At 46.8% G+C, this 21,498-nt stretch carries 24 protein-coding genes and 1 tRNA gene; 4 read left to right on the top strand and 21 right to left on the bottom strand.

Annotated features, from left to right (window positions below; all coding sequences use genetic code 11):
* Nucleotides 1-415 precede the first annotated feature (415 nt).
* The 17 genes from ACO05Z_RS11445 to ACO05Z_RS11525 all read right to left on the bottom strand — a co-directional run bounded on the left by ACO05Z_RS11445 (nucleotide 416) and on the right by ACO05Z_RS11525 (nucleotide 14,826).
* Entirely contained in the window at nucleotides 416-1,426 is a 1,011-nt protein-coding gene (locus ACO05Z_RS11445; protein ID WP_421902306.1) for a PEGA domain-containing protein, read from the bottom strand.
* Nucleotides 1,427-1,509: 83 nt separating this feature from the next.
* Nucleotides 1,510-1,863 carry an aspartate 1-decarboxylase gene (panD, locus tag ACO05Z_RS11450; protein WP_421902307.1) on the bottom strand — a complete coding sequence of 118 codons (354 nt, stop codon included), beginning with the start codon at nucleotides 1,861-1,863 and terminating at the stop codon, nucleotides 1,510-1,512.
* A gap of 181 nt (nucleotides 1,864-2,044) precedes the next feature.
* Nucleotides 2,045-2,272, bottom strand: a complete 228-nt coding sequence (locus ACO05Z_RS11455; protein WP_421902308.1) for a MoaD/ThiS family protein — start codon at nucleotides 2,270-2,272, stop codon at nucleotides 2,045-2,047.
* A gap of 151 nt (nucleotides 2,273-2,423) precedes the next feature.
* Complete coding sequence (locus ACO05Z_RS11460) at nucleotides 2,424-3,344, bottom strand: manganese-dependent inorganic pyrophosphatase (RefSeq protein ID WP_421902309.1); 921 nt, start codon at nucleotides 3,342-3,344, stop codon at nucleotides 2,424-2,426.
* A 75-nt stretch (nucleotides 3,345-3,419) separates the two neighbouring features.
* Complete coding sequence (locus ACO05Z_RS11465) at nucleotides 3,420-4,118, bottom strand: PTS sugar transporter subunit IIC (RefSeq protein WP_421904184.1); 699 nt, start codon at nucleotides 4,116-4,118, stop codon at nucleotides 3,420-3,422.
* Between the two features lie 13 nt (nucleotides 4,119-4,131).
* Nucleotides 4,132-4,593, bottom strand: a complete 462-nt coding sequence (locus ACO05Z_RS11470) for a PTS sugar transporter subunit IIB (RefSeq protein ID WP_421902310.1) — start codon at nucleotides 4,591-4,593, stop codon at nucleotides 4,132-4,134.
* Nucleotides 4,594-4,595: 2 nt separating this feature from the next.
* On the bottom strand, nucleotides 4,596-5,024 hold the full coding sequence (locus ACO05Z_RS11475; RefSeq protein ID WP_421902311.1) for a PTS sugar transporter subunit IIA: 429 nt from the start codon (nucleotides 5,022-5,024) through the stop codon (nucleotides 4,596-4,598).
* Between the two features lie 29 nt (nucleotides 5,025-5,053).
* Entirely contained in the window at nucleotides 5,054-5,935 is an 882-nt protein-coding gene (gene rapZ, locus ACO05Z_RS11480; RefSeq protein WP_421902312.1) for an RNase adapter RapZ, read from the bottom strand.
* A 97-nt stretch (nucleotides 5,936-6,032) separates the two neighbouring features.
* Complete coding sequence (locus ACO05Z_RS11485) at nucleotides 6,033-6,482, bottom strand: PTS sugar transporter subunit IIA (protein WP_421902313.1); 450 nt, start codon at nucleotides 6,480-6,482, stop codon at nucleotides 6,033-6,035.
* Nucleotides 6,483-6,485: 3 nt separating this feature from the next.
* On the bottom strand, nucleotides 6,486-7,022 hold the full coding sequence (gene hpf / locus ACO05Z_RS11490) for a ribosome hibernation-promoting factor, HPF/YfiA family (protein ID WP_421902314.1): 537 nt from the start codon (nucleotides 7,020-7,022) through the stop codon (nucleotides 6,486-6,488).
* 51 nt (nucleotides 7,023-7,073) lie between these two features.
* Nucleotides 7,074-8,489 carry an RNA polymerase factor sigma-54 gene (gene rpoN / locus ACO05Z_RS11495; protein ID WP_421902315.1) on the bottom strand — a complete coding sequence of 472 codons (1,416 nt, stop codon included), beginning with the start codon at nucleotides 8,487-8,489 and terminating at the stop codon, nucleotides 7,074-7,076.
* Nucleotides 8,490-8,820: 331 nt separating this feature from the next.
* Complete coding sequence (gene lptB, locus ACO05Z_RS11500) at nucleotides 8,821-9,543, bottom strand: LPS export ABC transporter ATP-binding protein (protein WP_421902316.1); 723 nt, start codon at nucleotides 9,541-9,543, stop codon at nucleotides 8,821-8,823.
* Between the two features lie 17 nt (nucleotides 9,544-9,560).
* Complete coding sequence (locus tag ACO05Z_RS11505) at nucleotides 9,561-11,186, bottom strand: LptA/OstA family protein (protein ID WP_421902317.1); 1,626 nt, start codon at nucleotides 11,184-11,186, stop codon at nucleotides 9,561-9,563.
* A gap of 14 nt (nucleotides 11,187-11,200) precedes the next feature.
* Nucleotides 11,201-11,791, bottom strand: coding sequence for an LPS export ABC transporter periplasmic protein LptC (gene lptC, locus ACO05Z_RS11510; protein ID WP_421902318.1), 591 nt, complete (start codon nucleotides 11,789-11,791; stop codon nucleotides 11,201-11,203).
* A complete protein-coding gene (locus ACO05Z_RS11515; RefSeq protein WP_421902319.1) occupies nucleotides 11,792-12,313 on the bottom strand; it encodes a KdsC family phosphatase in 522 nt (173 codons plus the stop codon).
* Complete coding sequence (gene kdsA / locus ACO05Z_RS11520; RefSeq protein ID WP_421902320.1) at nucleotides 12,303-13,115, bottom strand: 3-deoxy-8-phosphooctulonate synthase; 813 nt, start codon at nucleotides 13,113-13,115, stop codon at nucleotides 12,303-12,305. Before kdsA ends, ACO05Z_RS11515 begins: the two co-directional genes overlap by 11 nt.
* A 76-nt stretch (nucleotides 13,116-13,191) precedes the next feature.
* On the bottom strand, nucleotides 13,192-14,826 hold the full coding sequence (locus tag ACO05Z_RS11525) for a CTP synthase (protein ID WP_421902321.1): 1,635 nt from the start codon (nucleotides 14,824-14,826) through the stop codon (nucleotides 13,192-13,194).
* Nucleotides 14,827-15,115: 289 nt separating this feature from the next.
* Between ACO05Z_RS11525 and ACO05Z_RS11530 the strand changes: the two genes are divergently transcribed.
* From ACO05Z_RS11530 to ACO05Z_RS11540, 3 genes are all read left to right on the top strand, one after another.
* Entirely contained in the window at nucleotides 15,116-15,925 is an 810-nt protein-coding gene (locus ACO05Z_RS11530; protein ID WP_421902322.1) for a phosphoribosylformylglycinamidine synthase subunit PurQ, read from the top strand.
* A 281-nt stretch (nucleotides 15,926-16,206) separates the two neighbouring features.
* Complete coding sequence (locus tag ACO05Z_RS11535) at nucleotides 16,207-16,716, top strand: nucleoside deaminase (protein ID WP_421902323.1); 510 nt, start codon at nucleotides 16,207-16,209, stop codon at nucleotides 16,714-16,716.
* A gap of 458 nt (nucleotides 16,717-17,174) precedes the next feature.
* Nucleotides 17,175-17,324: a hypothetical protein gene (locus tag ACO05Z_RS11540; protein WP_421902324.1), complete on the top strand. Its 150-nt coding sequence runs from the start codon at nucleotides 17,175-17,177 to the stop codon at nucleotides 17,322-17,324.
* A gap of 90 nt (nucleotides 17,325-17,414) precedes the next feature.
* On the opposite strand, the gene ACO05Z_RS11545 is transcribed toward ACO05Z_RS11540, so the two are convergent.
* Complete coding sequence (locus tag ACO05Z_RS11545; protein WP_421902325.1) at nucleotides 17,415-18,650, bottom strand: phosphatidylserine decarboxylase; 1,236 nt, start codon at nucleotides 18,648-18,650, stop codon at nucleotides 17,415-17,417.
* Nucleotides 18,651-18,915: 265 nt separating this feature from the next.
* Between ACO05Z_RS11545 and ACO05Z_RS11550 the strand changes: the two genes are divergently transcribed.
* Nucleotides 18,916-19,008, top strand: a tRNA-Ser gene (locus ACO05Z_RS11550).
* Between the two features lie 81 nt (nucleotides 19,009-19,089).
* Here ACO05Z_RS11550 and ACO05Z_RS11555 read toward each other — a convergent pair.
* The 3 genes from ACO05Z_RS11555 to ACO05Z_RS11565 all read right to left on the bottom strand — a co-directional run bounded on the left by ACO05Z_RS11555 (nucleotide 19,090) and on the right by ACO05Z_RS11565 (nucleotide 21,447).
* Nucleotides 19,090-19,731, bottom strand: a complete 642-nt coding sequence (locus tag ACO05Z_RS11555) for a VPLPA-CTERM sorting domain-containing protein (RefSeq protein ID WP_421902326.1) — start codon at nucleotides 19,729-19,731, stop codon at nucleotides 19,090-19,092.
* Nucleotides 19,732-20,036: 305 nt separating this feature from the next.
* On the bottom strand, nucleotides 20,037-20,510 hold the full coding sequence (locus tag ACO05Z_RS11560) for an Sbal_3080 family lipoprotein (RefSeq protein WP_421902327.1): 474 nt from the start codon (nucleotides 20,508-20,510) through the stop codon (nucleotides 20,037-20,039).
* Nucleotides 20,511-20,619: 109 nt separating this feature from the next.
* A complete protein-coding gene (locus ACO05Z_RS11565; RefSeq protein ID WP_421902328.1) occupies nucleotides 20,620-21,447 on the bottom strand; it encodes a class I SAM-dependent methyltransferase in 828 nt (275 codons plus the stop codon).
* Nucleotides 21,448-21,498: the final 51 nt, after the last annotated feature.

Consider the following 21,498-nt stretch of genomic DNA (forward strand, 5'->3'; position numbering starts at 1 on the left):
CTTTGCTTTCACTCAGTGCGGAGAGGGAACCTATTCAAACTCGCAGCCCCTGTCAATCATTAATTTCGATGTTCTCACAAAATATTTTTTCAATGATCTCAGCGCCTTACTTTCGCTCAGCGCGGATTGGGAAACTATGTAATCCCGCTCCGAATGTCAACCGCTAATGTCCGGTCAGTCAAAAAAAAATCTCAGCTGTGCTGCGCCCGTTCAGGGCCGCCATCAGCCGAGGAAAGAGGTTCTATGGAAAACTGCGCTTGGGGTCAAGGGGTTTTTGAATTATTGTTGGTATATTTGAGCATTGAATTACAAGAATGGCTTAATGGTGCGGGTTACACAGTAATTGAAGATAAACATAATATAAAAAGGGTAGAGAATTCATCCCTACCCTCTATACTATCGAATACCTAAAAGACTACTTCTTATCGTTGGTAATCATATCCAAAACTTCCAAAGCCTGAGCAGGATTAACACTCACCCCAGCCTTCACTTTCGTAGACGAAGACTTCTTCGTGTAGGTATCACCATCCCAACCTTCACTGGATGAACCACCTTTAGCCGTGACACCACCATGTATTGTCGGGGCAGCCATAGCACCAGCCTTAACTGCGTCCTTTAAAAAAGTATCCGAGTTCATTGTAGCCGGCTGTGAAGTTTCTACCCCACTCCTATCATCGGTAATCATGGAAGTAGACGCACCATTACCGAGTATGCTCCATTTACCCTCACCTACCCTACTGGCCTTGGCATCATATTTAGATGTTTGGCCATGGGCGGTCATCTTTAATATAAAGGAACGGGTCGGCGCATCATATCCGGGAAGCACTGACCCTACTTTTACATCATACTTTATCCCGGTCTGTGAATTGGTCCAGTTAAAATCTGTCCCGGATTTCATAGTTTCCAGAATATAGCTGATTTGAGCACGGTCAGTTGTTGTCAGGCTTTGAATATCCGGCGCAGTTGATCCGGTCATCTCATACTGAGCCTGTGCTGTAAGCGGAACAAGCTGGACTGACACGGCAGAAGGAGCCAACACATAAGCATCGCCAGTCTCCTCCTGTGAATCAATAGAGTTCACCCCCTGCATCATTCCCCATGCTGTTTTATCTCCACCGCTACCAACTGCCATGGAAGAAGATTGCATCCCCTGAGACACCGCCTTCATCATCACTTTTTCCTGCTGGTAGACACGCTTAATGATCACATCCTGCTGACGGTACTGATCCTTCTTCACCGTAATAATATGATCAGCATTACGCGGTAGATCCACCGTACACGGAGAAGTGCAGACAACTTTACCATCTGCGTAAACAGTGGCACCCATGGGATTAGTCGAAACAGGTACAGATTGAGTCTTGATTACCGGAGCGCAACCGGACGCAAGAGCCAAACCGCAAAATATCGCTATAAATCTTTTCTTCATTAAATCCTCCCTTCTGATGCCTACTCTATACATAATATATAGGAATAAAAAAAGGCGCGGTAAACCGCGCCTTTTTGGTAGAGCTATTCAGCTTTCTTAACCTTGTTCCCGTCACCGAGAAGAACAACCTGTGGCTTATGAAGCCCAAGTTCATCTTCATCCAACCATGTGTAGGAACAAATAATAATCTTTTGTCCGGCTTCACCCTTATGTGCGGCTGCGCCGTTCAAACAAAATTCACCCGGACCGCCTTCAATGGCGTAGGTGGTAAGCCTTTCCCCGTTATCGACATTCAACACATCGACTCGTTCAAAGGGAAGGATTCCCGCTTTTTCCAGCAAATCCACATCAATTGAAATAGAACCTTCGTAATCGACATTTGCGTCGGTGATGGTTGCCCTGTGGATTTTTGACTTTAAAAGGCATCTACTGCCCATATTTTCCTCCTTCAGGAGTATTTAATTTTCCTGAACGGATAAGCCGATACCATGGGTTCAATAGATTATCAATATAATAAATATTACTTTTATTTATCCAAGTATATACTCACTCACAAACAAAACATCAAAAAACTAATACATTACCCAGTTAAGAAGAAATTTAAATCAAATAAAAAAATCAGCCGCCACCTACTGCTGGAAAAACACCAACCCGGTCACCATCCTGAAGTGCTGTATCAAACTTTGAAGACTTACCGTTAATAAAAACAATTTTTACCTCATCAATAGGAATCCCTACCCTTCCGAGTACATCTGTAACTGTCTCGCCTTCTGCTATAGGATATGCTTCAGAGTTCTCAGGACTCTTAACAGCGAAGGTAGCGTAACAAAGCAAAGTAATATTCATAGTACCCCATATTTAATGCCCACAGGCGGTTGAACCTAACAAAAAGAAACTTAAAAAAATTAATACACGAAATCAACCTCAACCAACCTGTAACAAAAAAGGCCCGGCAGAACTAATTCTGCCGGACCTGAAGAAACGATGTATACTTAACTTATGCGGAGAAAGCTTTCTCGAAGTTAGGTACAACCTGCTTTTTACGGGACATTACGCCTTCGAGGTATACTTTGGTACCTTCGGGAGCAACACCGAATGCTTTTTCAACAACGGAAGGATCGTCAGAAACGATGAGCATTTCGGAACCTTCTTTCATGATGTCGGTAAGCAGCAGGAAACAGCTGTGACGGCCGTCAGCTTTAACTTTTTCAAGTTCTGCGTAGAGGTCATCTTTGATGTCGTTGAATACGGACAGGTCAACAACTTCGAGCTGGCCGATGCCAACTTTGTTGCCGGACATATCGAAATCTTTGTAGTCACGGAAGATGAGTTCGTTCATGGAAGCGCCAGCTACTGCGGACTTAACGTTGAACATTTCCATTCCGAGAGCCATAACGTCTTCAACACCAGCGATCTTAGCCAGTTCTGCAACAGCTTCTTTGTCAGCATCGGTGCAGGTTACGGACTTGAACATAACGGTGTCGGAGAGGATTGCACAGAGAAGTACGCCAGCAATGTTTTTGGGGATTTCTACATTGTAGAACTTGTACATTGCGTTGATAACGGTACCGGTGCAGCCTACGGGCCATACCCACATTTCGAGGGGGTTGGGGGTAGTAACATCACCGAGTTTGTGGTGGTCAACTACTGCTACAACTTCACCCTTATCGAGGTTGTCCATGGACTGAGCAATGTCAGAGTGGTCAACGAGGATAACTTTCTGATCGGTAGCATCGGTCATTACTTCGGGAGCAGCGCAACCGAACTTTTCGAGAACAAAAGCGGTTTCAGGAGCGATTTCGCCCTGTGCAACAGCTTTGGTTTCTTCTTTTGCTTTGGACCAGAGGTCAGCAATTGCGATTGCGGATGCAATGGTATCGGTATCGGGGTTTTTGTGTCCTACTGCGATAATAGCCATAATGATTTCCTCCTAAGAAATATGGTAGCTAATTGAGCTTGTGTCTTCTATCACAATCTTTTTTCTATGCCAAGTCTATATAATCCCGGCAAGGATAAAAAAGCCAAAAAAGACCACTCCGAAGACAAAAGTGGCATAGGCTTTCCGCAATCTGAGGGCCAGAAGACCTCCGAGACTTGCTGCAATCCATAAAAAAGACCATTTCATATCCACACCGGCGACCAGTGGTCCCCATTTGTGAAAAAATATACAAAGTATATAATGAAGGATTATGGTACTTGTCCAGAAAAAAAGCCAAGAAGTGACAAAAGTTCTTAAAATAGAGCGTAAAACCAGCTTTTGCGGGAGCTGATCACCCGCCTTACCCTTGCGGGCCCAGCCGATCAGCTTGTTATGTCCCCTGTTATGCCATTGCCTGAGAGAAGAATCCATCCACGCTCCGATGCGTGCAAGCGGTAAACAGGCCAGCAGGATAACCATGACCTGACGCGCTTCGGTAAACGCAAAAGAGGTGGTCAGCGTGAGAGCGGCAAATGTCGGGGCTAGAATATGGGGAGGAATATAGGTTCCGGCTGGAATGTTATCCAGCCAGAAAAGTTCGAAAAAGACAGCAATTTTGAGACTTGTGGCTACATCTCCGGTAACAGCACCCCAGAGAGCACCGACGACAAGAGGACGTTCAAGAAGACCGGGATTTATTGTGAAGCGGAAAAGTGAAAAAATCGCAAAAAAAAACCAATCAGTGCAACCCAGACGGGAAAGGACAATGCTAATCCTTGGAACAGACTCATAAGAACCTCACCTGAACAGGATCATTGGGAACGCAGCGAAAATCGAGTTCTATGCCCTGCCCTTTAAAATAATGAAGACAGGATTCATCATCAGAACTCAAAGCCACGCTGGGGGAAATCTGCTTTTTGCCGGGACCATAATGAATATTGCCGATATTGACTGTATCGAACCTGAATCCGGAATCGAGGGCCCGACGCACATCAGCACAGGATGAAAACAAAATGATAGTACTGCCGTTACCGCTGGTCATAGCAGGAATCTTCTCATTCAAATCCTCTACTGAACAGAAAGAACAGCTTACCGACTGCGGAATTGCCAATGACATGATCTGCTGCTGCAAATCATCCCCGGCAACGGCATCGTTAGCCACGATTATATGTTTCGCGTGGGTGTACGGGAGCCATGTTTCAATAATCTGCCCATGAACAAGACGGTTATCAATTCTCACCCACATCATGGCTACCCTTTGGAAGTTCGTTTTCGCAGCATTTCGCCGGCAATTACAATACCTTTAGCCGCGGCCTTGCTGACCTCTTCGGCCATCTTCTGCAAAGACTCATTACGCATCTGAAAAGCTTTCAGAAGCATAGGCAGGCTGACTCCGGTAACCACCTCAATATCATCACCCTGCAGGAGGGAGAGACTCAGGTTGGTGGGTGTTCCGCCAAACATATCGGTAAGAATGAGAACTCCGTTCCCGTTATTAACCTCGGCAATATTGCTCTTCAAAGAATCCACAGCAGCATCAATGCCCTGAGAGACATCAACACTTAGGGAAAGTACTCCCTCCTGAGGACCTACAATAAGTTCACCCGCTTCAATAAGCGCCTGCCCGAAGTTACCATGGGTAACGAGAACAATTCCGTTTTTGCTAGATTCTATAACCATCAAAATTCCCGATATATTCAACTATAAAACTATTTCAAATGAATGTGCTTATGCTCAAGTGAGACAGAATAACCATTATCTTTAAGAGTTGCAAATATCCTTTCGGCCGTTGCGACGGACCGATGTCGTCCACCGGTACAACCTACGGCAATGGTCAGCCTGTACCTTCCTTCCGCCTCGTAAAGAGGAAGCACATATTGAAGGAAATCGAGATATTTCTCAATAAAAATTGAACCCGGTTCAGTACCTAATACGTAATCTGAAATAGCTTTATCCTGGCCTGAAAGCGGGCGGAGCTCTTCTTCGAAATAAGGATTGGGCAAGAAACGAAGATCCATAACCATATCCGCTGCAGTGGGTACATCATGTTTGAAACCGAAAGACATAACATGAACGCGCAATCCTCGTGTCTTTTCGCTCAATTCAGCCCATTTTTCCTGAATCCGGCGGCGAAGGTCGTGGATGGAATATGTAGTGGTATCGATGACCACATCCGCCTGCTGGCGAACCTCACCAAGAATCTCTTTTTCCTTTTCAAGGGCTTGTTCAAGGCCGATATCCTTAGACTCAAGGGGATGCAGACGGCGGGTGGTAGCGTATCTTCGGACAAGCTCCGGCAAACGGGCCTCAAGATAAAGGATGCTCGGGCGATAGCCCTTGGAAGTAAGCTCTTCACGAGTGGCTTCCCAGTCAACACTGAATTCAAGCTGGCGCAAATCCATTCCCAGCACCAGACCGCGATAAGCGTTGTCACGGGTATTGAACAGCTCAACCAATCTTGGAAGCATGCTCGCAGGCAAACCGTCTACACAAAAAAAACGCAGATCCTCAAAGACTCGCAGAACAGTAGATTTACCGGCCCCGGAAAGACCGCTGACAACAATAACCGGAAAGGAATCTACATCGACCACCCCATTATCCTCCTTGCGCAATAGCCTACAAACAAAATTAGCAATGACCTAAGTTCATTGCTAATCTAACTTTCATTAATTTGAAAAGAAACCGGTTCTAGTTAAGACCAAGAAGTTTAAGCAGTTCCTGCTTATCCTCTGTATCTATAAATGCCTGCCGGAACGCTTCGTCTTTCAGTTGCCGGGAAATCTGTGCCAGTACCTTCAAATGAGCACCGGCCCCCTGCTCGGGGGCCAGTACCATAAAGAATATCTTACATGGCTGCATGTCCAGAGATTCAAAGTCGACTCCCTCGCTAGATCGGCCGACCACCACGACAATCTCTTCAAGACATTCCAGTTTACCGTGGGGGATGGCTATGCCATCCCCGATTCCGGTTGTTCCAAGTTTTTCACGATCATTAAGGACCTTAAGGGCATTTTCCACATCCACATCCAGACCTGCGTCTTTGAGGGTGGAAACCATTTCTTTCAGAACTTCACTCTTATCAGAGGCCTGCAGTTCATGAACAACAAGATCCTTCGCCAGATTATCAGTTATATTCATCAGTTAGTATCCTGGGTCAATTAAACCGAAGTCACCGTTATTGCGGCGGTATATTACGTTTATGGCTTCGTTATCCGCATTGCGGAATACGAGGAATTCATGGTCGAGGGTCTGAAGCTGTTCTGCAGCTTCATCTACACTCATGGGCTTAGGAACGAAGGAGTCGGATTCAACGATCACAGGCTCCCTGTACTCTTCCTCTCCGTAGCTGAGAACATCCATGCGGGCAGGAGCTGCCTCCTTACGCCTATGGCTTCTCATCTTTTCGTTTGCGCGGCGAAGCTGAGCTTCAAGCTTGTCCAGAACCATATCCACGGTGGAATACATGTCCTCGGACACTTCGTAAGCTGAGACATGCATATGATCGGAGCTGAAAACAACTTCCGCAACATGCCTGAACTTATCAACTGACAGATTCACCTGCATATCAGTGTTATCGGGATTGCTAACGTACTTTACCAACTTGGAGAAACGGCTGTTTGCATATTCCTTAAGATGTTCGGATGCGTCGAAGTTCTTAAAAGTAAATGCTACGTTCATAAAGAGCCTCCTTAGTAAAGGGTGAATATGCGTTGATTTCTCCGGACTACATTAGAACACCTTTTTCCTCTTGGATGAGGAGAGGATCCCCATTGCAGTCCTATACTTGGCTACAGTCCTTCTGGCTATGTTGACTTCCAGTTTCTCTTTGAGAATCTCAGCTATCTTTTCGTCGCTGAGGGGTTTCTTTCCGTCTTCTTCACTGATCAATTTCTTGATCGTCGCCTTGACGGACTCGGAACCGACCTGAGAACCGTCATCCAGACCGAGAGCACTATTAAAAAAGAATTTAAGTTCATAGATTCCATGCGGAGTAGAAACATACTTGTTAGTAGTGATTCGGCTCACAGTGGATTCATGCATCTCGATGTCTTCCGCAACCTCCTTAAGAATAAGCGGTTTTAACTTGGTGACACCTTGGGCGAAAAAATCGCGCTGAAATCTCACTATGGATTCAAGAACTTTATATAAGGTACGCTGCCGCTGATACAGGCTCTTCATCAGCCATTGAGCGGAACGCATCTTGTCCTGAAAATATTCCTTGTCATCTCCCTTGGTTGATTCAAGAGTCTCCACATAAAATGCATTCATCTGCAATTTAGGAAGACCGTCTTCGTTCAGAACTATGACAAAATCTCCGTTATATTCATAAACATAAGCATCCGGGCTGACATAGAAAGAGTCTCCGCTTGAAAAACTTGCTCCGGGAAGGGGATCAAGTGTCTGCATCAAGTCCAGATAACTCTTCAAATCCTCCATGCTGAGCTTAAACTTCCTTGCCAGCGGCTTATACCGCTTCTTCTCAAGGTCATCCAGATGGTCCCGGACCAGCGAAACCAAAATCGGATCATTATCAAGCTTCAATGCTTCCAGCTGAATAAGCAGACATTCCTGCGGAGTCCTTGCCGCCACGCCTACCGGATCGAATCGCTGAACGCGATGTAGAACCTTTTCTACATCTTCGATTTCAGCATAGCACGTTTCACAGACATCTTCCAAGTCTATCCGTAAAAAACCTCCCGAGCTTAGATTCCCGATAAGACATTCACCGATAGCTATTTCCTTCTCAGTGAAATCGGAAAGACTCATCTGCCAATGCAGATGACCTTCAAGGGATGCCGACTTGGTCAGGCGGGCTTCAAAAGAAGTCCCTTCTTCGTATGATTCAGACTCGCGGGAAGCGGACTGCTTTGATGTACTGGAAAATTCACCGAGATAGTTTTCCCACTCGGCTTCCTTTGAAATTTGTGCTTCTTCGGCAGTAGCGGTGCCTGCATCAGCATCAGGAGTATCGGTTCTCTCCTGTGCTTCAGCTTCTTCAAGGATAGGATTCTCCATGAGCTCCTGATGGACGGTATCCACCAGCTCCAAGCGGGAAAGCTGCAACAACTTGATCGCCTGCTGCAGCTGCGGAGTCATTACCAGCTGTTGAGTAAGCTTTAATTGTTGTCTAAGTTCCAACCCCATATATTCAGGCCACCTTGTAAATTGATTCGTATATTTTCAGATTCAGATTTATTTCTGCATTAAATATCGGACTAGTCACTTTTTTCTCAATCTTCTAATCCGAGCTTGATTCAACTATGCCACATCCCGTTTCAAGATGCAAGAAAGACCTCTGATTTGTCTGAAATTTAAGGATTTTTTCAAAAATAGAAGTGCATATGAAAAAAGTGTACCAATGTTCTGCGCGACTGTAAATCTACAAAGGCAAAATTCATCAAACTTTGTTCCAAAAAAAACAAGCCGAAACTCCAGTGAGTTCCGGCTTGTACTATTAAGTTATAAGCTGGCAGGTCTACAGACTAAAACTGTCACCAAGATAAAGCCTGCGCGCCTTGGTGTTTTTCACGATACTCTCCGGCGAACCATTGAGAATTACCCTGCCCTCATAGACGAGATAAGCCCGGTCACAAATGGAAAGGGTTTCACGCACGTTATGGTCGGAAATAAGAATTCCCAACCCCATATCCTTGAGAGTCGAGATAATATCCTGGATATCAATAACAGCAATCGGGTCAATGCCTGCAAAAGGTTCATCAAGCAGAATAAACTTGGGATTGTTGATCATGGCCCGGGCAATCTCAAGACGGCGACGTTCACCACCGGAAAGATACATGGCCTTCTGGTCTGCAAGCCGGAGAATACCGAGCTGATCCAGCAATTCATCCGCCCTTTTGGGTACATCTTTACCGGAAAGACCGGTGTGCTCGATAATGATTTCAAGGTTCTTGCGCACGGAGAGCTTTTTAAAAATAGAACTTTCCTGAGGAAGATAACTAAGTCCCAAGCGTGCCCTCTCATGCAAGGGCAGCCGGGTTATCTGCTGTTTATTGTAATAGACGTCCCCTGAGGTGGGTTTAACAACACCTACAAGCATATAAAATGTTGTGGTCTTACCGGCACCGTTAGGCCCAAGCAGTCCCACAACCTCGCCCTCGCGCACGGTCAGTCCGATCCCGCGGACAACCTCTTTAGGTCCATAGTTCTTGACCAGTTTCTTGGCGATAATCGCAGACATAATGTTCCTTTAAAACCCTAAGGGGAAACATTTTTGGGAGTGTAGAAAATAGCCTCAATAGGCTTGCTGCCGCCAACAACCTCAGCACGGTTATCCTTCAGGTAAAATTTAATCTCATCACCCTGAATAAGGTTGGGGCCATCCTGCAGTTCTGCATTGCCATTCATATAAATTATGGAATCGCCCACAACATAAGTCAGCTTGTCACAGTGACCTTTACGCTTTTTCATGACTACTTTTACGTTACCCCCGGCCACGATCTTCTTGATCTTGTCCTGAGTATCGGAAAGGGAATCACCCTCCGGTCTCAGGTGTGCAGTAAGAGTATCAGAAGTAAGGGTCACATCAAGACGCACTACCTTAACATTACCGGCAAAAGTAATCCGGTTGCGATTCTCACTGAAAGTCATCTTGGTGGAAGTGATTTTGATAGGCACTTCATCAGGACCTCCGGGGACACTCTTTTTACGCGGTTTTTCCTTTTTCATGACCGGAGCTTCTGCTTTAAGGTAAGTACCGAAAACATAACCGACACGCTTAAGCTCTTTATCTTTACCGGGCTTGAAAACAGGATACCATTTCCCTTCTTCCTGCCCTACACTGACAGCTTCACCTAGTTCCAACTTGTCCACGATAAGAGACTTCGCACTAGGTTCGGACCGGACATTAAGCACAGCAGTGGCATACAAAGTTTTAGTCTTAACGGGAGCCATCAACATTTCATCCATGGCTTCTTCCATGGCGGCCAATTCACTTCCCCGCTTCACTTCCGCCTTTGCCTTACGTACCTCTTCCGCCTTGATCTCGGCCTTACGGGCATCTATCCCGGCCATCTGAGCTTTTTCCAGATTCTTGGGATAAGCAGCAAGGAAAGGCCCCCAAGCGTAACCCCAGACCGGAGTATCGTCCTTGACCATGGTATCAATGCGGTAAAGAGCATACATACCGCCCTTTTCCGTACCAACCTGTGCACGGTGTCCGGGACTAAGTACGCCAACAGCCTTTGAAGTGGCCACAGGCTTCTCAATCACGTTAATTTTACGAACAGCGTACCGGATACGGGCATCATCGAAAACGATGTCCACATCATCCTTTTTCACATAGCCAAGGGCATCAGCCTCGGAAGTTACAGGGCCATCAGCTTTGAAAATTGCATACCAGCCGTCTTTAAGAAAGCCGACCTTGATTTTATCACCGGACTTGATCATGCCACCAGTTGAAGACTTCACTGTCCGCTCAAGATGGAACTTCAAATCCTTACCTACGTAACGGATATCACCCCAATCTGCTACAGGGCTGTCGGCTGCAGCTGGCACAACAACCTTACGGGAGACATAACCCACAGGCTCGGCGTCCTTTTTTGCAGAAGCAGGATAGACCGGAAACCAGCTCCCCTGCACCTTGCCGACCAGAAAGCTTTCCGCCGGAGAAAGAACCCAGACAACCTCACCCTTGAGATCGGGCTTGGAACGGACGTTGGCAATAGTCCGGGCAATTTTCAACTCGGATTTATCGTAGGCATGGGCAACAGGACCAGCCAGAACAAAGGCAAAGAAAAATACCGCACAAACAATGGCAGGAGAAAACAACGCAAATAAGGACCTGCCGCGCAACAATGAACTATTTTCAGCTATATTAATCAAATGAATGCTCGCTTCTATTGAGGCATTACCACCATGTCCGGTGAAATCAGGGCTTCCATTCCGTCTTCAATCATTATTTCCCGGGTGACAAGGTCAACCTTGACCCGATTGGAAGTTATGTAAACAGCAGGACTCTGCACCTTTACATTCCCTTCGAGGAAAAGCAGATTGTCCTTGGGTTTGAAGTCAAGGCGGTCAGCCACAAGCCCCATATCGCCGTAATGTCCTTTGACATTATCCCAGAGCTTAAGACCTTCCCCCTTCTGACTTACTTCACCGTGCAAGGCACTGACAAAGACTTCCTTGCGGTCCCGACCAAGATAGTACGTTACCCGCGGCTTGTCAGCCATGACCAGCCCTTTTTCCTGATCATAATCAGCGCTTCCGGCCCGCAGAATCCACTCGATATCACCGCCTGTACCCTGAATCAGTTCAATCTCCTCAGCAGAGATATCAGACTGATTCTTATCTGCAACCAACGGATTCTCCACCGGCCCACGGGCCATATGCGGAAAAGTTCCGTACTTCTTCCCAAGCAGGGTTCCGGCGCAGACCCCGAGCAACAGGGCCAGAATCAAATATAAAACTAAGCCGACACGGCTCATCTAGCCTGCCCACTCTTTCCAGATGTCATTCAACTTGCCCTGCGCGTCAAGAATAAAAGAAATCGCTTCACGCACGGCTCCATGCCCGCCTTCACGGCTGGAAATCCATTTGGAGATACCGAAAATCTCAGGCTGGGCATTCTTAACTGCCATGGGCAGGCCCACGCGGACCATTACCGGGGCATCAATCCAGTCGTCACCAATGTAGGCGACTTCCTCGTCTTTCAGCCCTTTCTCAGCAAGCAGCTTCTCATAAAAAGGAAGTTTTTCCTTCTGGCCCGGGTAGTACTCGGTAATGCCGAGTTCGGTAACACGCTTTTCGACAGCACCGTGATTCAACCCGGTGATTACCGCCAACTCAATACCTGCCTGCTGCGCGAACTTGATTCCGAGGCCGTCCTGTACGTTGAACCGCTTGGTAACGTTCCCGTCCTTATCGTAATAAAGACCGCCGTCAGTCAGCACGCCATCCACATCAAGAATAAGCAGCTTGATTTTTTCAGCACGAACTTTAGCAGACATAATCAACGCTCCAGGCAGCCAGAAGGTCCTTGATCAAATCTTCAGCACGGTCAAGAGGCCAGCTGTTAGGACCGTCGCAAAGAGCGCAGTCCGGATCAGGATGGGTTTCCATGAACACGCCGGAAGCCCCCGCAGCCACAGCGGCACGGGAAAGCACTGGCACGAATTCCCGCTGTCCGCCGGACTTACCGTCCAGACCGCCGGGAAGCTGTACAGAATGGGTGGCATCAAAAACCACCGGACAGCCCAGTTCTTTCATAATCGCCATGGAACGCATATCAACAACAAGATTATTGTAGCCGAAAGATGCACCACGCTCGGTGAGCCAGATGCGTTCGTTGCCTGCTTCACGCAATTTACCAACTACATGGCGCATGTCATGGGGCGCAAGAAACTGCCCCTTCTTCACGTTAATGACCCGTCCGGTATTAGCGGCGGCGACAAGAAGATCTGTCTGGCGGCAGAGAAATGCAGGGATCTGGATCACATCGGCAACTTCGCCAACAGGCGCGGCCTGATCCGGGGTATGAATATCAGTGACAATAGGAAGTCCGGTTTCATCTTTAACCCGCTGTAACCATTTAAGCCCTTCCTCCAAGCCCGGTCCTCTGAAAGAAGTAATGGAGGTCCGGTTAGCCTTGTCGAAAGAGCTTTTGAAAATTACCGTCACATTAAGACGGGAAGCGATGTCAGCCAAAACTTCTGCAGCGCGCAGGGCGACATCTATAGTTTCCAGTGCACAAGGTCCCGCCAGAACGAACGGTCCCTGCAGACTTTTTTGATATAATTCATCGGGGCTCAAAAGGTACTGCCCTCCAATTATAAGATTGCCCGGGAACACTGCATACCAGTACCCCCGGGCAATACAAAGTTAATTTTTATTTTTTATTGTCGCAGGAAGCCTTGATGAAATCCCTGAACAGCGGATGTGCATGCATGGGATTGGACTTGAATTCCGGGTGGAACTGGCAACCCAGGAACCAAGGATGATCGGCTACTTCAACGATCTCAACCAGAGCTTCATCCGGGGAGAGACCGCTCAGCACCAGACCTGCTTCAACAAGCTGATCTGCGAATTTTTCTTTGTTGAACTCATAACGGTGACGGTGACGTTCCTGAATTTCAGTTTCGCCGTAAGCCGCCATTGCTTTGGTGCCCTCAACAACTTTACAGGGGTATGCGCCAAGACGCATGGTGCCGCCCTTGTCGCTTTCTTCGCAACGACTTTCAGTCTTCTTAGTACGATAGTCGTACCATTCTTTCATCAGGTAAATTACATTATCATCACCATCGGGGTTGAACTCTTCGGAGTTGGCACCCTTAAGCCCCATGACGTTGCGGGCGTATTCAATAACAGCACACTGCATACCGAGGCAGATACCGAAGAAAGGCACTTTGTTTTCACGTGCATACTGGATAGCAGTGATCTTACCTTCAACACCGCGGTTACCGAAACCGCCGGGAACGAGCACGCCGTCAAGACCGGCCAGCATTTCCTTGACGTTCTCGGGGGTGATCTCTTCGGAGTTCACATAACGCAGGTTAACCTTAACTTCGTTGGCAACACCGCCGTGGATAAGGGCTTCGTGCAGGGACTTGTATGCTTCCTTAAGGTCCACATACTTACCGACAATGCCGATTGTAGTTTCGCCTTTGGGATTCTCAAGAATATGATTGAGCTTTATCCAAGAATCAAGGTTACAATTCTTGGCCGGAAGCTTAAGCATGATAGCAATCTTCTGGTCCAGACCTTCATTATAAAAGCTGAGCGGAAGCTGGTAGATGGACTTTACGTCAACAGCAGTGAAAACCGCATCACGGTCAACGTCACAGAAAAGAGCGATCTTGCGTTTGATATCTTCATCCAGATCAACTTCACTGCGGCAGAGAATAATATCGGGATGAATACCGATTCCGCGCAGTTCCTTAACGGAGTGCTGGGTGGGTTTGGTCTTAACTTCACCTGCAGCAGCAAGGTAAGGTACGAGGGTCAGGTGGATGTAAAGAACATTCTCGCTGCCCAGTTCGGAGCGCAGCTGACGAATAGCTTCAAGGAAAGGCAGACCTTCGATGTCACCAACAGTACCGCCGATCTCGATGAGGGCCACGTCCTCGCCGTTAGGCATATTTTTCACGGCATTCTTGATTTCATCGGTAATGTGCGGAATCACCTGTACGGTACCGCCGAGGTAGTCGCCACGACGTTCCTTGGTAATAACGTTGTGGTAAACACGACCGGAAGTCATGTTATTTTTCTGGCTCAACGGAATATCGAGATAACGCTCGTAGTGGCCGAGGTCGAGGTCGGTTTCTGCACCGTCGTCAGTTACATAAACTTCACCATGCTGAAAAGGGTTCATGGTGCCGGGGTCAACATTGATATAAGGATCAAGCTTCTGAATGGTTGCGGTCATTCCTCTGGCTTTAAGAAGTGCGCCGATGGATGCTGCTGCAAGCCCTTTACCAAGTGAGGACAACACGCCCCCGGTGATGAATATAAATTTGGTTTTCATAACGCTCCCGTCCCGTGGCGGACAATTTATTTTAAAATATCGCTGTTACATAAAACAAAATGGACAGCGAATAAAGTCGATAGCTATGAAAAAAACACAAAAAGGCACCCGCCCCGTTAACATTCTCATATTCAGGCGTATCCCACTTAAAAAAAATGTGTTAGCGGTACGTCCTGAGGAATATAGAGTGTTGACGGGAGGCTGACCCGCAATTATGTTCCTCTCTTCAAAACACGCATTAGATAGTCTTGGAATATTTCTATTGTCAACATCTGGAGGACAAAAATATATGGCCCGCGTAAAAGTTTTGGTCATCACCGGTTACGGAACCAACTGTGAACACGAGTCTGCTCATGCCGCTAAAAAAGCAGGCGCAGACGAAGTAGACATCACTTATTTTTCCGATCTTGCTGCAGGTAAAAAAACTCTGGAAGGATATAACTTCCTGATTTTTCCCGGCGGCTTTCTTGACGGCGATGACCTCGGAGCAGCACAGGCTGCCGCGCTCCGCTGGAAACACGCCCACACCGCAGACGGAACCCCGCTTGTGGACCAGATCAAAAAATTCTTTGAAGACGGCGGCGTGATTCTCGGAATCTGCAACGGATTCCAGCTGCTGGTCAAACTCGGCCTGCTGCCCGCAGTGGGCGGTGAGTACTTCACCCGTCAGGTATCGCTCAGCTACAATGATTCCGCTAAATACGAGGATCGCTGGGTACACCTCAAGGCCAACCCCGATTCCCCCTGTGTTTTCACCAAGGGAATCGAAACTCTCAACGTTCCGGTCCGTCACGGCGAAGGTAAAATTATCCCCGCTGATGACGCCATGCTGGAAAAAATCGTGGAGAACAACCTCCACGCTGTTCAGTACATTGATCCTGAATCCAACGAAGTGACCATGGATTACCCTGCCAACCCTAACGGCTCCCCGCTGGGCATCGCAGGTCTCACTGATCCTTCCGGCCGCATTCTCGGACTCATGCCCCACCCTGAGGCATACAACCACCCCACCAACCATCCCAAGTGGACCCGTGGCGACATCCCCACTCTCGGGTTGGCGTTGCTCGAAGGTGGCGTGAATTATATTAAGTCTTTGTAATTGAGATGCCTCCGGCGGCTCTCCGAGGGCCAAAGAAGCTTTTGCAAAAGTTTCTCTGGACTCTTCAAAACAGTTTAATAGGACTTCGCCGCTTTGTAAGGCAGATCAGTACGGAAATTATCAAGGGGAGAGTTTTTGCTCTCCCCTTTTTTATTTAATTTTAATATTTGTTTTAACTTAACAGGCTAAAGCCACCCTTAAGGATTCCAAAGGGGATTATCCCCTTTGGCCGCCGGAGGCGAAATCACCCGACAAAGCGCGATAGCGCATCATATTTCCAAATGACAAATATTATTACCAGAGGAACCCCGCCCGCTGAACCTCCGCAGGGCCAGACATGGCGCGCTATGATGGACATTGCCATGCGTGAAGCCTTCAAGGCCCGCCAGCATGATGAAGTCCCCATTGGCGCGGCCCTTTTCACGGCTGAAGGTGAGCTCCTCGCTACCGGAAACAATACCCCGCTCACTAAAAATGACCCCACCGGACACGCGGAAGTAAACTGCATCCGCAATGCCTGCGAAAAACTGGATAACTACCGCTTGCCGCGCGGAACCATTCTGGTGGTCACGCTGGAACCGTGCATCATGTGCCTTGGCGCAATCATCCATGCGAGAGTTGGTGGTGTAGTCTTCGGCGCACCTGACCCCAAAGCAGGTGCTGTAGTATCAAATCTGGAAGGCACGGAACTTCCCTTTACCAACCACAAATTCTGGACTATTGGCGGAGTTTGTGAGGATGAGTGTAAGGAAATTTTGCAGAGTTTTTTTCTGCATAAACGCAAAAAATAAGTACAAGCTGGAATTTTGAGAAACAAAACCTGCAACATAACGCGATTAATCGTCTTTCTGCTGTTGGCATTATGTCTGATGCCGACGGACAGCGTGCGTCCGCTAGATAGCAGGGAACAACTCAGCCACGATTCCAGTTTTATCCACTCTGCTCCCAAGGCTGTAGGATCGACAACTTACATAGTTGAGACAGATCAGCCAGTAGACAACTTTTTTTCCGATCAAGAACGCCCCTTAGCTTTTCCGCCCACAAAATTAAGTATCGATTTTGTCAGGGCTACTGCATTTCTGTCTAAAGAAGTTAGCAGAGGTTTCATACCTCGCATTGCGCACAGGATTATACCAACCCGTGCTCCCCCCTTTGTTTAAATAGAGTTCTAAATCCGACTGACGACACCAAGGCTTATTTTGTCTTAGGTGAACCTATTACTCTTTTAAAACAAAAGGATACTATTCTTATGTCTAAATTATTATCTGCTAACAATGAAAAGTCAGTTTCATCTGAATCTGAAGCCGAAGATACTTCCAATGGACAATTATCAATAGGGCTTACGCTAGCTGCAATTGCTGCGTTTTTCGTCCTGTTTGTATGGATCTGCGGAGTATAAATTAACTGCTAACTAAAAAGTCCCTAGGCGAGCATTTCGCCTAGGGACTTATCTTTTAAAAACATTTCAGCGATACTTTTTATTTATCACCTATTTATTTGAACTGGTATCAAAAATACCGATCTGATTCCCCAGCCGGACCTTTATAGCCCCTGATTTATACTTGCCCGGCTCAAAAACCAGAATCACCAGTGATCCGCCATACAAAAAATGTCCAAGCTCATCCCCACGCTTGACCGCTACCGGGCCATTGGCCTTGAGAAATTTATCCTCAAATATAACCGACCCCACGGTGCTCAAACCGACCGGGACCACGCCGACCAATCCGTACTTTCCGGTATCAATGACGAAGTATCCGCGCTGGTAACTTTCAAATGCACCGAAGCTGGCCCCATAATAGCCGACATTACCAGTAGTAGGTACGAACTTAGGAAAGTCTTCCATTCCCAGCAAGGCACCGTCGATAAGCCTTGTCTCGATAACATTCCCGCTAACAGGAGAATGGTAATGATGATAGGTATTAGGCATCAAAATGCAGGACATGGCCGTCCCGCCCACGAATTTTTCCCAATGTTTTGATCCTGCAAGCAACTGCCTGATGTTAAGGACCTGCATTCCCTTAGTAGGTATTGTTGCTGTTTCAGCCACCAGTTTTGCCGGAATGGTATTTACAATGGCATCAGTAGGTGCTCCGATTACGTAATCACGCTCCGGCATTGTCTGGGGACGGACTTTCTTTATATCCTTGAACTTACGGGAGAAAAAATCATTGTAAGATTTGAAGCCACCATCAGCAGCCTTCGGGTCCGGTAAGACATACTCTTCTTTCTCAATACGAGGATCAGCCAACCAACGGGCCACATATTTTGTTGAAGCCTTGCTGTTTAGAAAATCGCCGCGCTCTTTCGCGAAATTATCGAAAATCATAATCCCCGGACGGGTCTGAAATGCAGCCCTACCAAATGGATTATTATAGGCAAATAGGTCCATTTGTTCGATGTACAAAAGCCCATTATCTGAGCTTCCCTTTGCTTCGGGCAGAAAAGAGCACCACTCAACAAAGAATGGAACCATGTCCGCAAAGCTTTTGCCCTGCCAAGGATTCCCCCCGGCACGATAGCCTTCCGGGGTAGGCTGTATATTTTGAAACGCTTCATCAATGAGCAACTTGAAGACCTGATCCCCTTCGTACGATTGTACAAGCTCCGAAATTGACTCCTTGCACGGACAATCATCGGGAACGGAATAGTCCGCCCCGTAAGTCAGGCATGGTAAAGTAAGTAATAACAGGCCGCTTAAAATCACCGGCAAATAGCTTTTGCTCATAACCGCTCCCTCCTGAAAGGATATATCAATCAAGTTGTCCACTACTTGAACACACGCAATACAAATGTCAGCATACTATAAATCAAGCCGCCCTGAAATCATAAAACATCAATCCAATCACATCCCGCATCTATCCGGCATTAAATGTATATTTTTAATCTCTACCCGCAATTCCATTCATTTTCACTTGCAAATCAACACAAAAACACATATAAATCGTGCCTTCCAAGACCGGATCGCCGGAATCGGTCTTGCTCATAAGAGTGGAAAGGTAGCGAAGTCCGGCCGTAACGCGCTCGACTCGAAATCGAGTTATGGGTCAAACCATACGTGGGTTCGAATCCCACCCTTTCCGCCAGAAACTAATAAAGGGTTCAGGAAAATTTTCCTGAACCCTTTTCTTTTTCTATACCCTTTCAGCAGGTAATTTAAGCGGAGCCTACACTCCCATCTTTCTGCGCACACCGACCAATGTAACCAGACCAGCTCCGAGAAGCCAGACCGCACCGGGAATGGGGGTGGGAGTTACAGATACAGCATTTATATCAAAACCGTCACCGTTAGTACCACCCTGCACACTGCCAGTAATATCTGTAATCTTCAGGTAACTATAAATTCCGTTCGTGAACACAGTCTGCCCACCCGATGAATCAACATTCTGGTTGTAAATTGAAGGACTGAGCAATACCCAGGCATCGCTGCCCAGATTTATTCCGGAATCTGACATAACATCAGCTGTTCCGCCCCAGACCTGAGCATATTCGTTATGATTATTGGGACGATTCCAAGTAGTTTCATAAATAGTAACTGCCCCGGTAAAAGTGCTTCCGAAGGAAAACACAGCACTCCCGCCCATACCGAGACTCAGGAAGTTATAGTTTCCCCCAACCGCGATATTCTGACCATCCACAGCAGGAGCATCATAGCTTCCCAGCGAATTCAGGGAATTCGCACGAACTGAGCTTGCAGAAAGCCCGCTTCCCATAAAATAGTCAACATCGTTCGCAAAGGTTGACGCATGCGCCGTTACTCCAAAAACAACAACGCCAATACATATTATTAAAAGAATATACTTTCTCATTGCACTCCCTCCTTTAGACCATCTCCGGACATTATAATATATTACATTTGGCGCAAAAGCTACCATTTTCGTATAAAATTAACCCTCAGAATCCAAAATCATGCGTACTTTTCTCTATACTCTTTAAATTTTGCCATAAGATCTTGGTTCTATAAAAAAATTTATCCGAAAGAAAAAATACTGAGAGCAAATGAAGGGCGTATTGTACGGGTAAGGAAGTAACGCAAGATAAATTTAAAAAGAAACAGGGTTCAGGAAAATTTCCTGAACCCTGTTTCTTAAATAATGCCAGATATAATTAAAAACTATTTCGCTTCGACTTTTCTTTTTGGCTTCGCAAGAACATAATGATCGACCTTACCGGAAAGCATATCCATCATTTTGCTGATTCTTTTTTCACCTGATTCGAACTTATATGCATCCCACTGCCCAACACGCAACTTTACTTCTCCGGTTTCCATCCCATCATGATAAGCTGTAATTTCTGCATCCGAGAGAAACAAGGCCACATCCCATGACCAGAAACCATAATAACGCAGAACCCAGTCGCAAGCGCTATTTTTAGAACCAGCAGGAACGACTTGATAATTGATATTTTCCTTGGTCAACCAATTCCCTACAGCCGCCTGAAACCCTTCACGTGTTTCCGGATTATTCACAATACAGACCTGTTCAGCCTGCAACAAGTCAGGGGTCGGCCTGTTCATCACATCAAACTTTCCACATCCAGAAACAGCAATAAGAACAACCAACAGAGAAAGAACTTTTATACACTTCATTACCGAACTCCTTTATTCTGGATCGGCAATAACATAAGCACTACAGAAGTCAATAAACCACTGTAAACAAAATGAAATCCATAGCCTACATGATTACATAGAGTTATGCTTACTTCTTATTCCACCAGATCATGGCACATTGCACTTCTCGCCGCAGTGTCGGAGTTTCCGTACTCGTATCAAGTAATTCCAGCAGCATTTCACGGATAATTTCCCGATGCTTTGCGTCAGTTACATATAAAGATTCCTGCCAGCATTGTACGGCATCGTCCAAGCATGCGTAGCTGGTTACATGCTTCAGAGGGAATATTTTTACGAAGGGATGTATATTCATGGAATTCAAAATATTCAAAAGAATTGTATGATCCGGTCCGGCTGAATACTCCTCGCCAAAAAGGACGGGCCAAAACTTATCGTAGCCGAAGCACTCCCGCCCTGCGAACCAGAAAATGCACACTGTATCTAAGGCCGCGTTATGCATGTCGGCGAGAGCTTTGCCCATGTCTTCCATGATCAGAGAATAGGACGAAAGCACAAGATCGTGCGGAATAATTTCTCCATCCCGCACCGCCTGTTCCCATCCTTTGGGGATGGTGGTGATGTTCTTCACCCCTTCGCTCAGCGCGAATCGCTCAAGATTATCAAGCATGGACTGCGCCGGGTCCAAGGCGGTAACACTTGCGCATTGCTTCGCCAGTGGCACTGCCAGATTTCCAGGACCGCAGCCTATATCAAGAACAGTTCTCGTAGAGTCGAGACCTGTATGTTCCATAATGGCCTGAACTCTATCCAGAGCTCCGTTATCCATGGCGCTGAAACGATCCGCACACCTATTCCAGTATTCAGGTCTGCTTGACCTGCGCATGGCTATGGATGAGTTCGCATAAATACGTTTCCATTCATTGCTCCAGTATACTCCAGCTTCGGTCGATTCCATTTTTCACCCCTTATTCAACACTACTTACCCACACAAACACACCAGCTTCGA

Source organism: Maridesulfovibrio sp., assembly GCF_965230075.1.
Lineage (GTDB): Bacteria > Desulfobacterota > Desulfovibrionia > Desulfovibrionales > Desulfovibrionaceae > Maridesulfovibrio.

Bases quoted from the DNA above. Each gene is read 5' to 3' on its own strand.
- ACO05Z_RS11475 (WP_421902311.1), bottom strand. From the start codon at position 5,024: ATGGTTATAGAATCTAGCAAAAACGGAATTGTTCTCGTTACCCATGGT.
- ACO05Z_RS11565 (WP_421902328.1), bottom strand. From the start codon at position 21,447: ATGGAATCGACCGAAGCTGGAGTATACTGGAGCAATGAATGGAAACGT.
- hpf (WP_421902314.1), bottom strand. From the start codon at position 7,022: ATGAACGTAGCATTTACTTTTAAGAACTTCGACGCATCCGAACATCTT.
- ACO05Z_RS11545 (WP_421902325.1), bottom strand. From the start codon at position 18,650: ATGAGCAAAAGCTATTTGCCGGTGATTTTAAGCGGCCTGTTATTACTT.
- rpoN (WP_421902315.1), bottom strand. From the start codon at position 8,489: ATGGGGTTGGAACTTAGACAACAATTAAAGCTTACTCAACAGCTGGTA.
- lptB (WP_421902316.1), bottom strand. From the start codon at position 9,543: ATGTCTGCGATTATCGCCAAGAAACTGGTCAAGAACTATGGACCTAAA.
- ACO05Z_RS11515 (WP_421902319.1), bottom strand. From the start codon at position 12,313: ATGTCTGCTAAAGTTCGTGCTGAAAAAATCAAGCTGCTTATTCTTGAT.
- ACO05Z_RS11485 (WP_421902313.1), bottom strand. From the start codon at position 6,482: ATGAATATAACTGATAATCTGGCGAAGGATCTTGTTGTTCATGAACTG.
- lptC (WP_421902318.1), bottom strand. From the start codon at position 11,791: ATGAGCCGTGTCGGCTTAGTTTTATATTTGATTCTGGCCCTGTTGCTC.
- ACO05Z_RS11535 (WP_421902323.1), top strand. From the start codon at position 16,207: ATGACAAATATTATTACCAGAGGAACCCCGCCCGCTGAACCTCCGCAG.
- ACO05Z_RS11460 (WP_421902309.1), bottom strand. From the start codon at position 3,344: ATGGCTATTATCGCAGTAGGACACAAAAACCCCGATACCGATACCATT.
- panD (WP_421902307.1), bottom strand. From the start codon at position 1,863: ATGGGCAGTAGATGCCTTTTAAAGTCAAAAATCCACAGGGCAACCATC.
- ACO05Z_RS11445 (WP_421902306.1), bottom strand. From the start codon at position 1,426: ATGAAGAAAAGATTTATAGCGATATTTTGCGGTTTGGCTCTTGCGTCC.
- ACO05Z_RS11525 (WP_421902321.1), bottom strand. From the start codon at position 14,826: ATGAAAACCAAATTTATATTCATCACCGGGGGCGTGTTGTCCTCACTT.
- ACO05Z_RS11555 (WP_421902326.1), bottom strand. From the start codon at position 19,731: ATGAGAAAGTATATTCTTTTAATAATATGTATTGGCGTTGTTGTTTTT.
- ACO05Z_RS11455 (WP_421902308.1), bottom strand. From the start codon at position 2,272: ATGAATATTACTTTGCTTTGTTACGCTACCTTCGCTGTTAAGAGTCCT.
- ACO05Z_RS11540 (WP_421902324.1), top strand. From the start codon at position 17,175: ATGTCTAAATTATTATCTGCTAACAATGAAAAGTCAGTTTCATCTGAA.
- ACO05Z_RS11530 (WP_421902322.1), top strand. From the start codon at position 15,116: ATGGCCCGCGTAAAAGTTTTGGTCATCACCGGTTACGGAACCAACTGT.
- ACO05Z_RS11470 (WP_421902310.1), bottom strand. From the start codon at position 4,593: ATGATGTGGGTGAGAATTGATAACCGTCTTGTTCATGGGCAGATTATT.
- ACO05Z_RS11560 (WP_421902327.1), bottom strand. From the start codon at position 20,510: ATGAAGTGTATAAAAGTTCTTTCTCTGTTGGTTGTTCTTATTGCTGTT.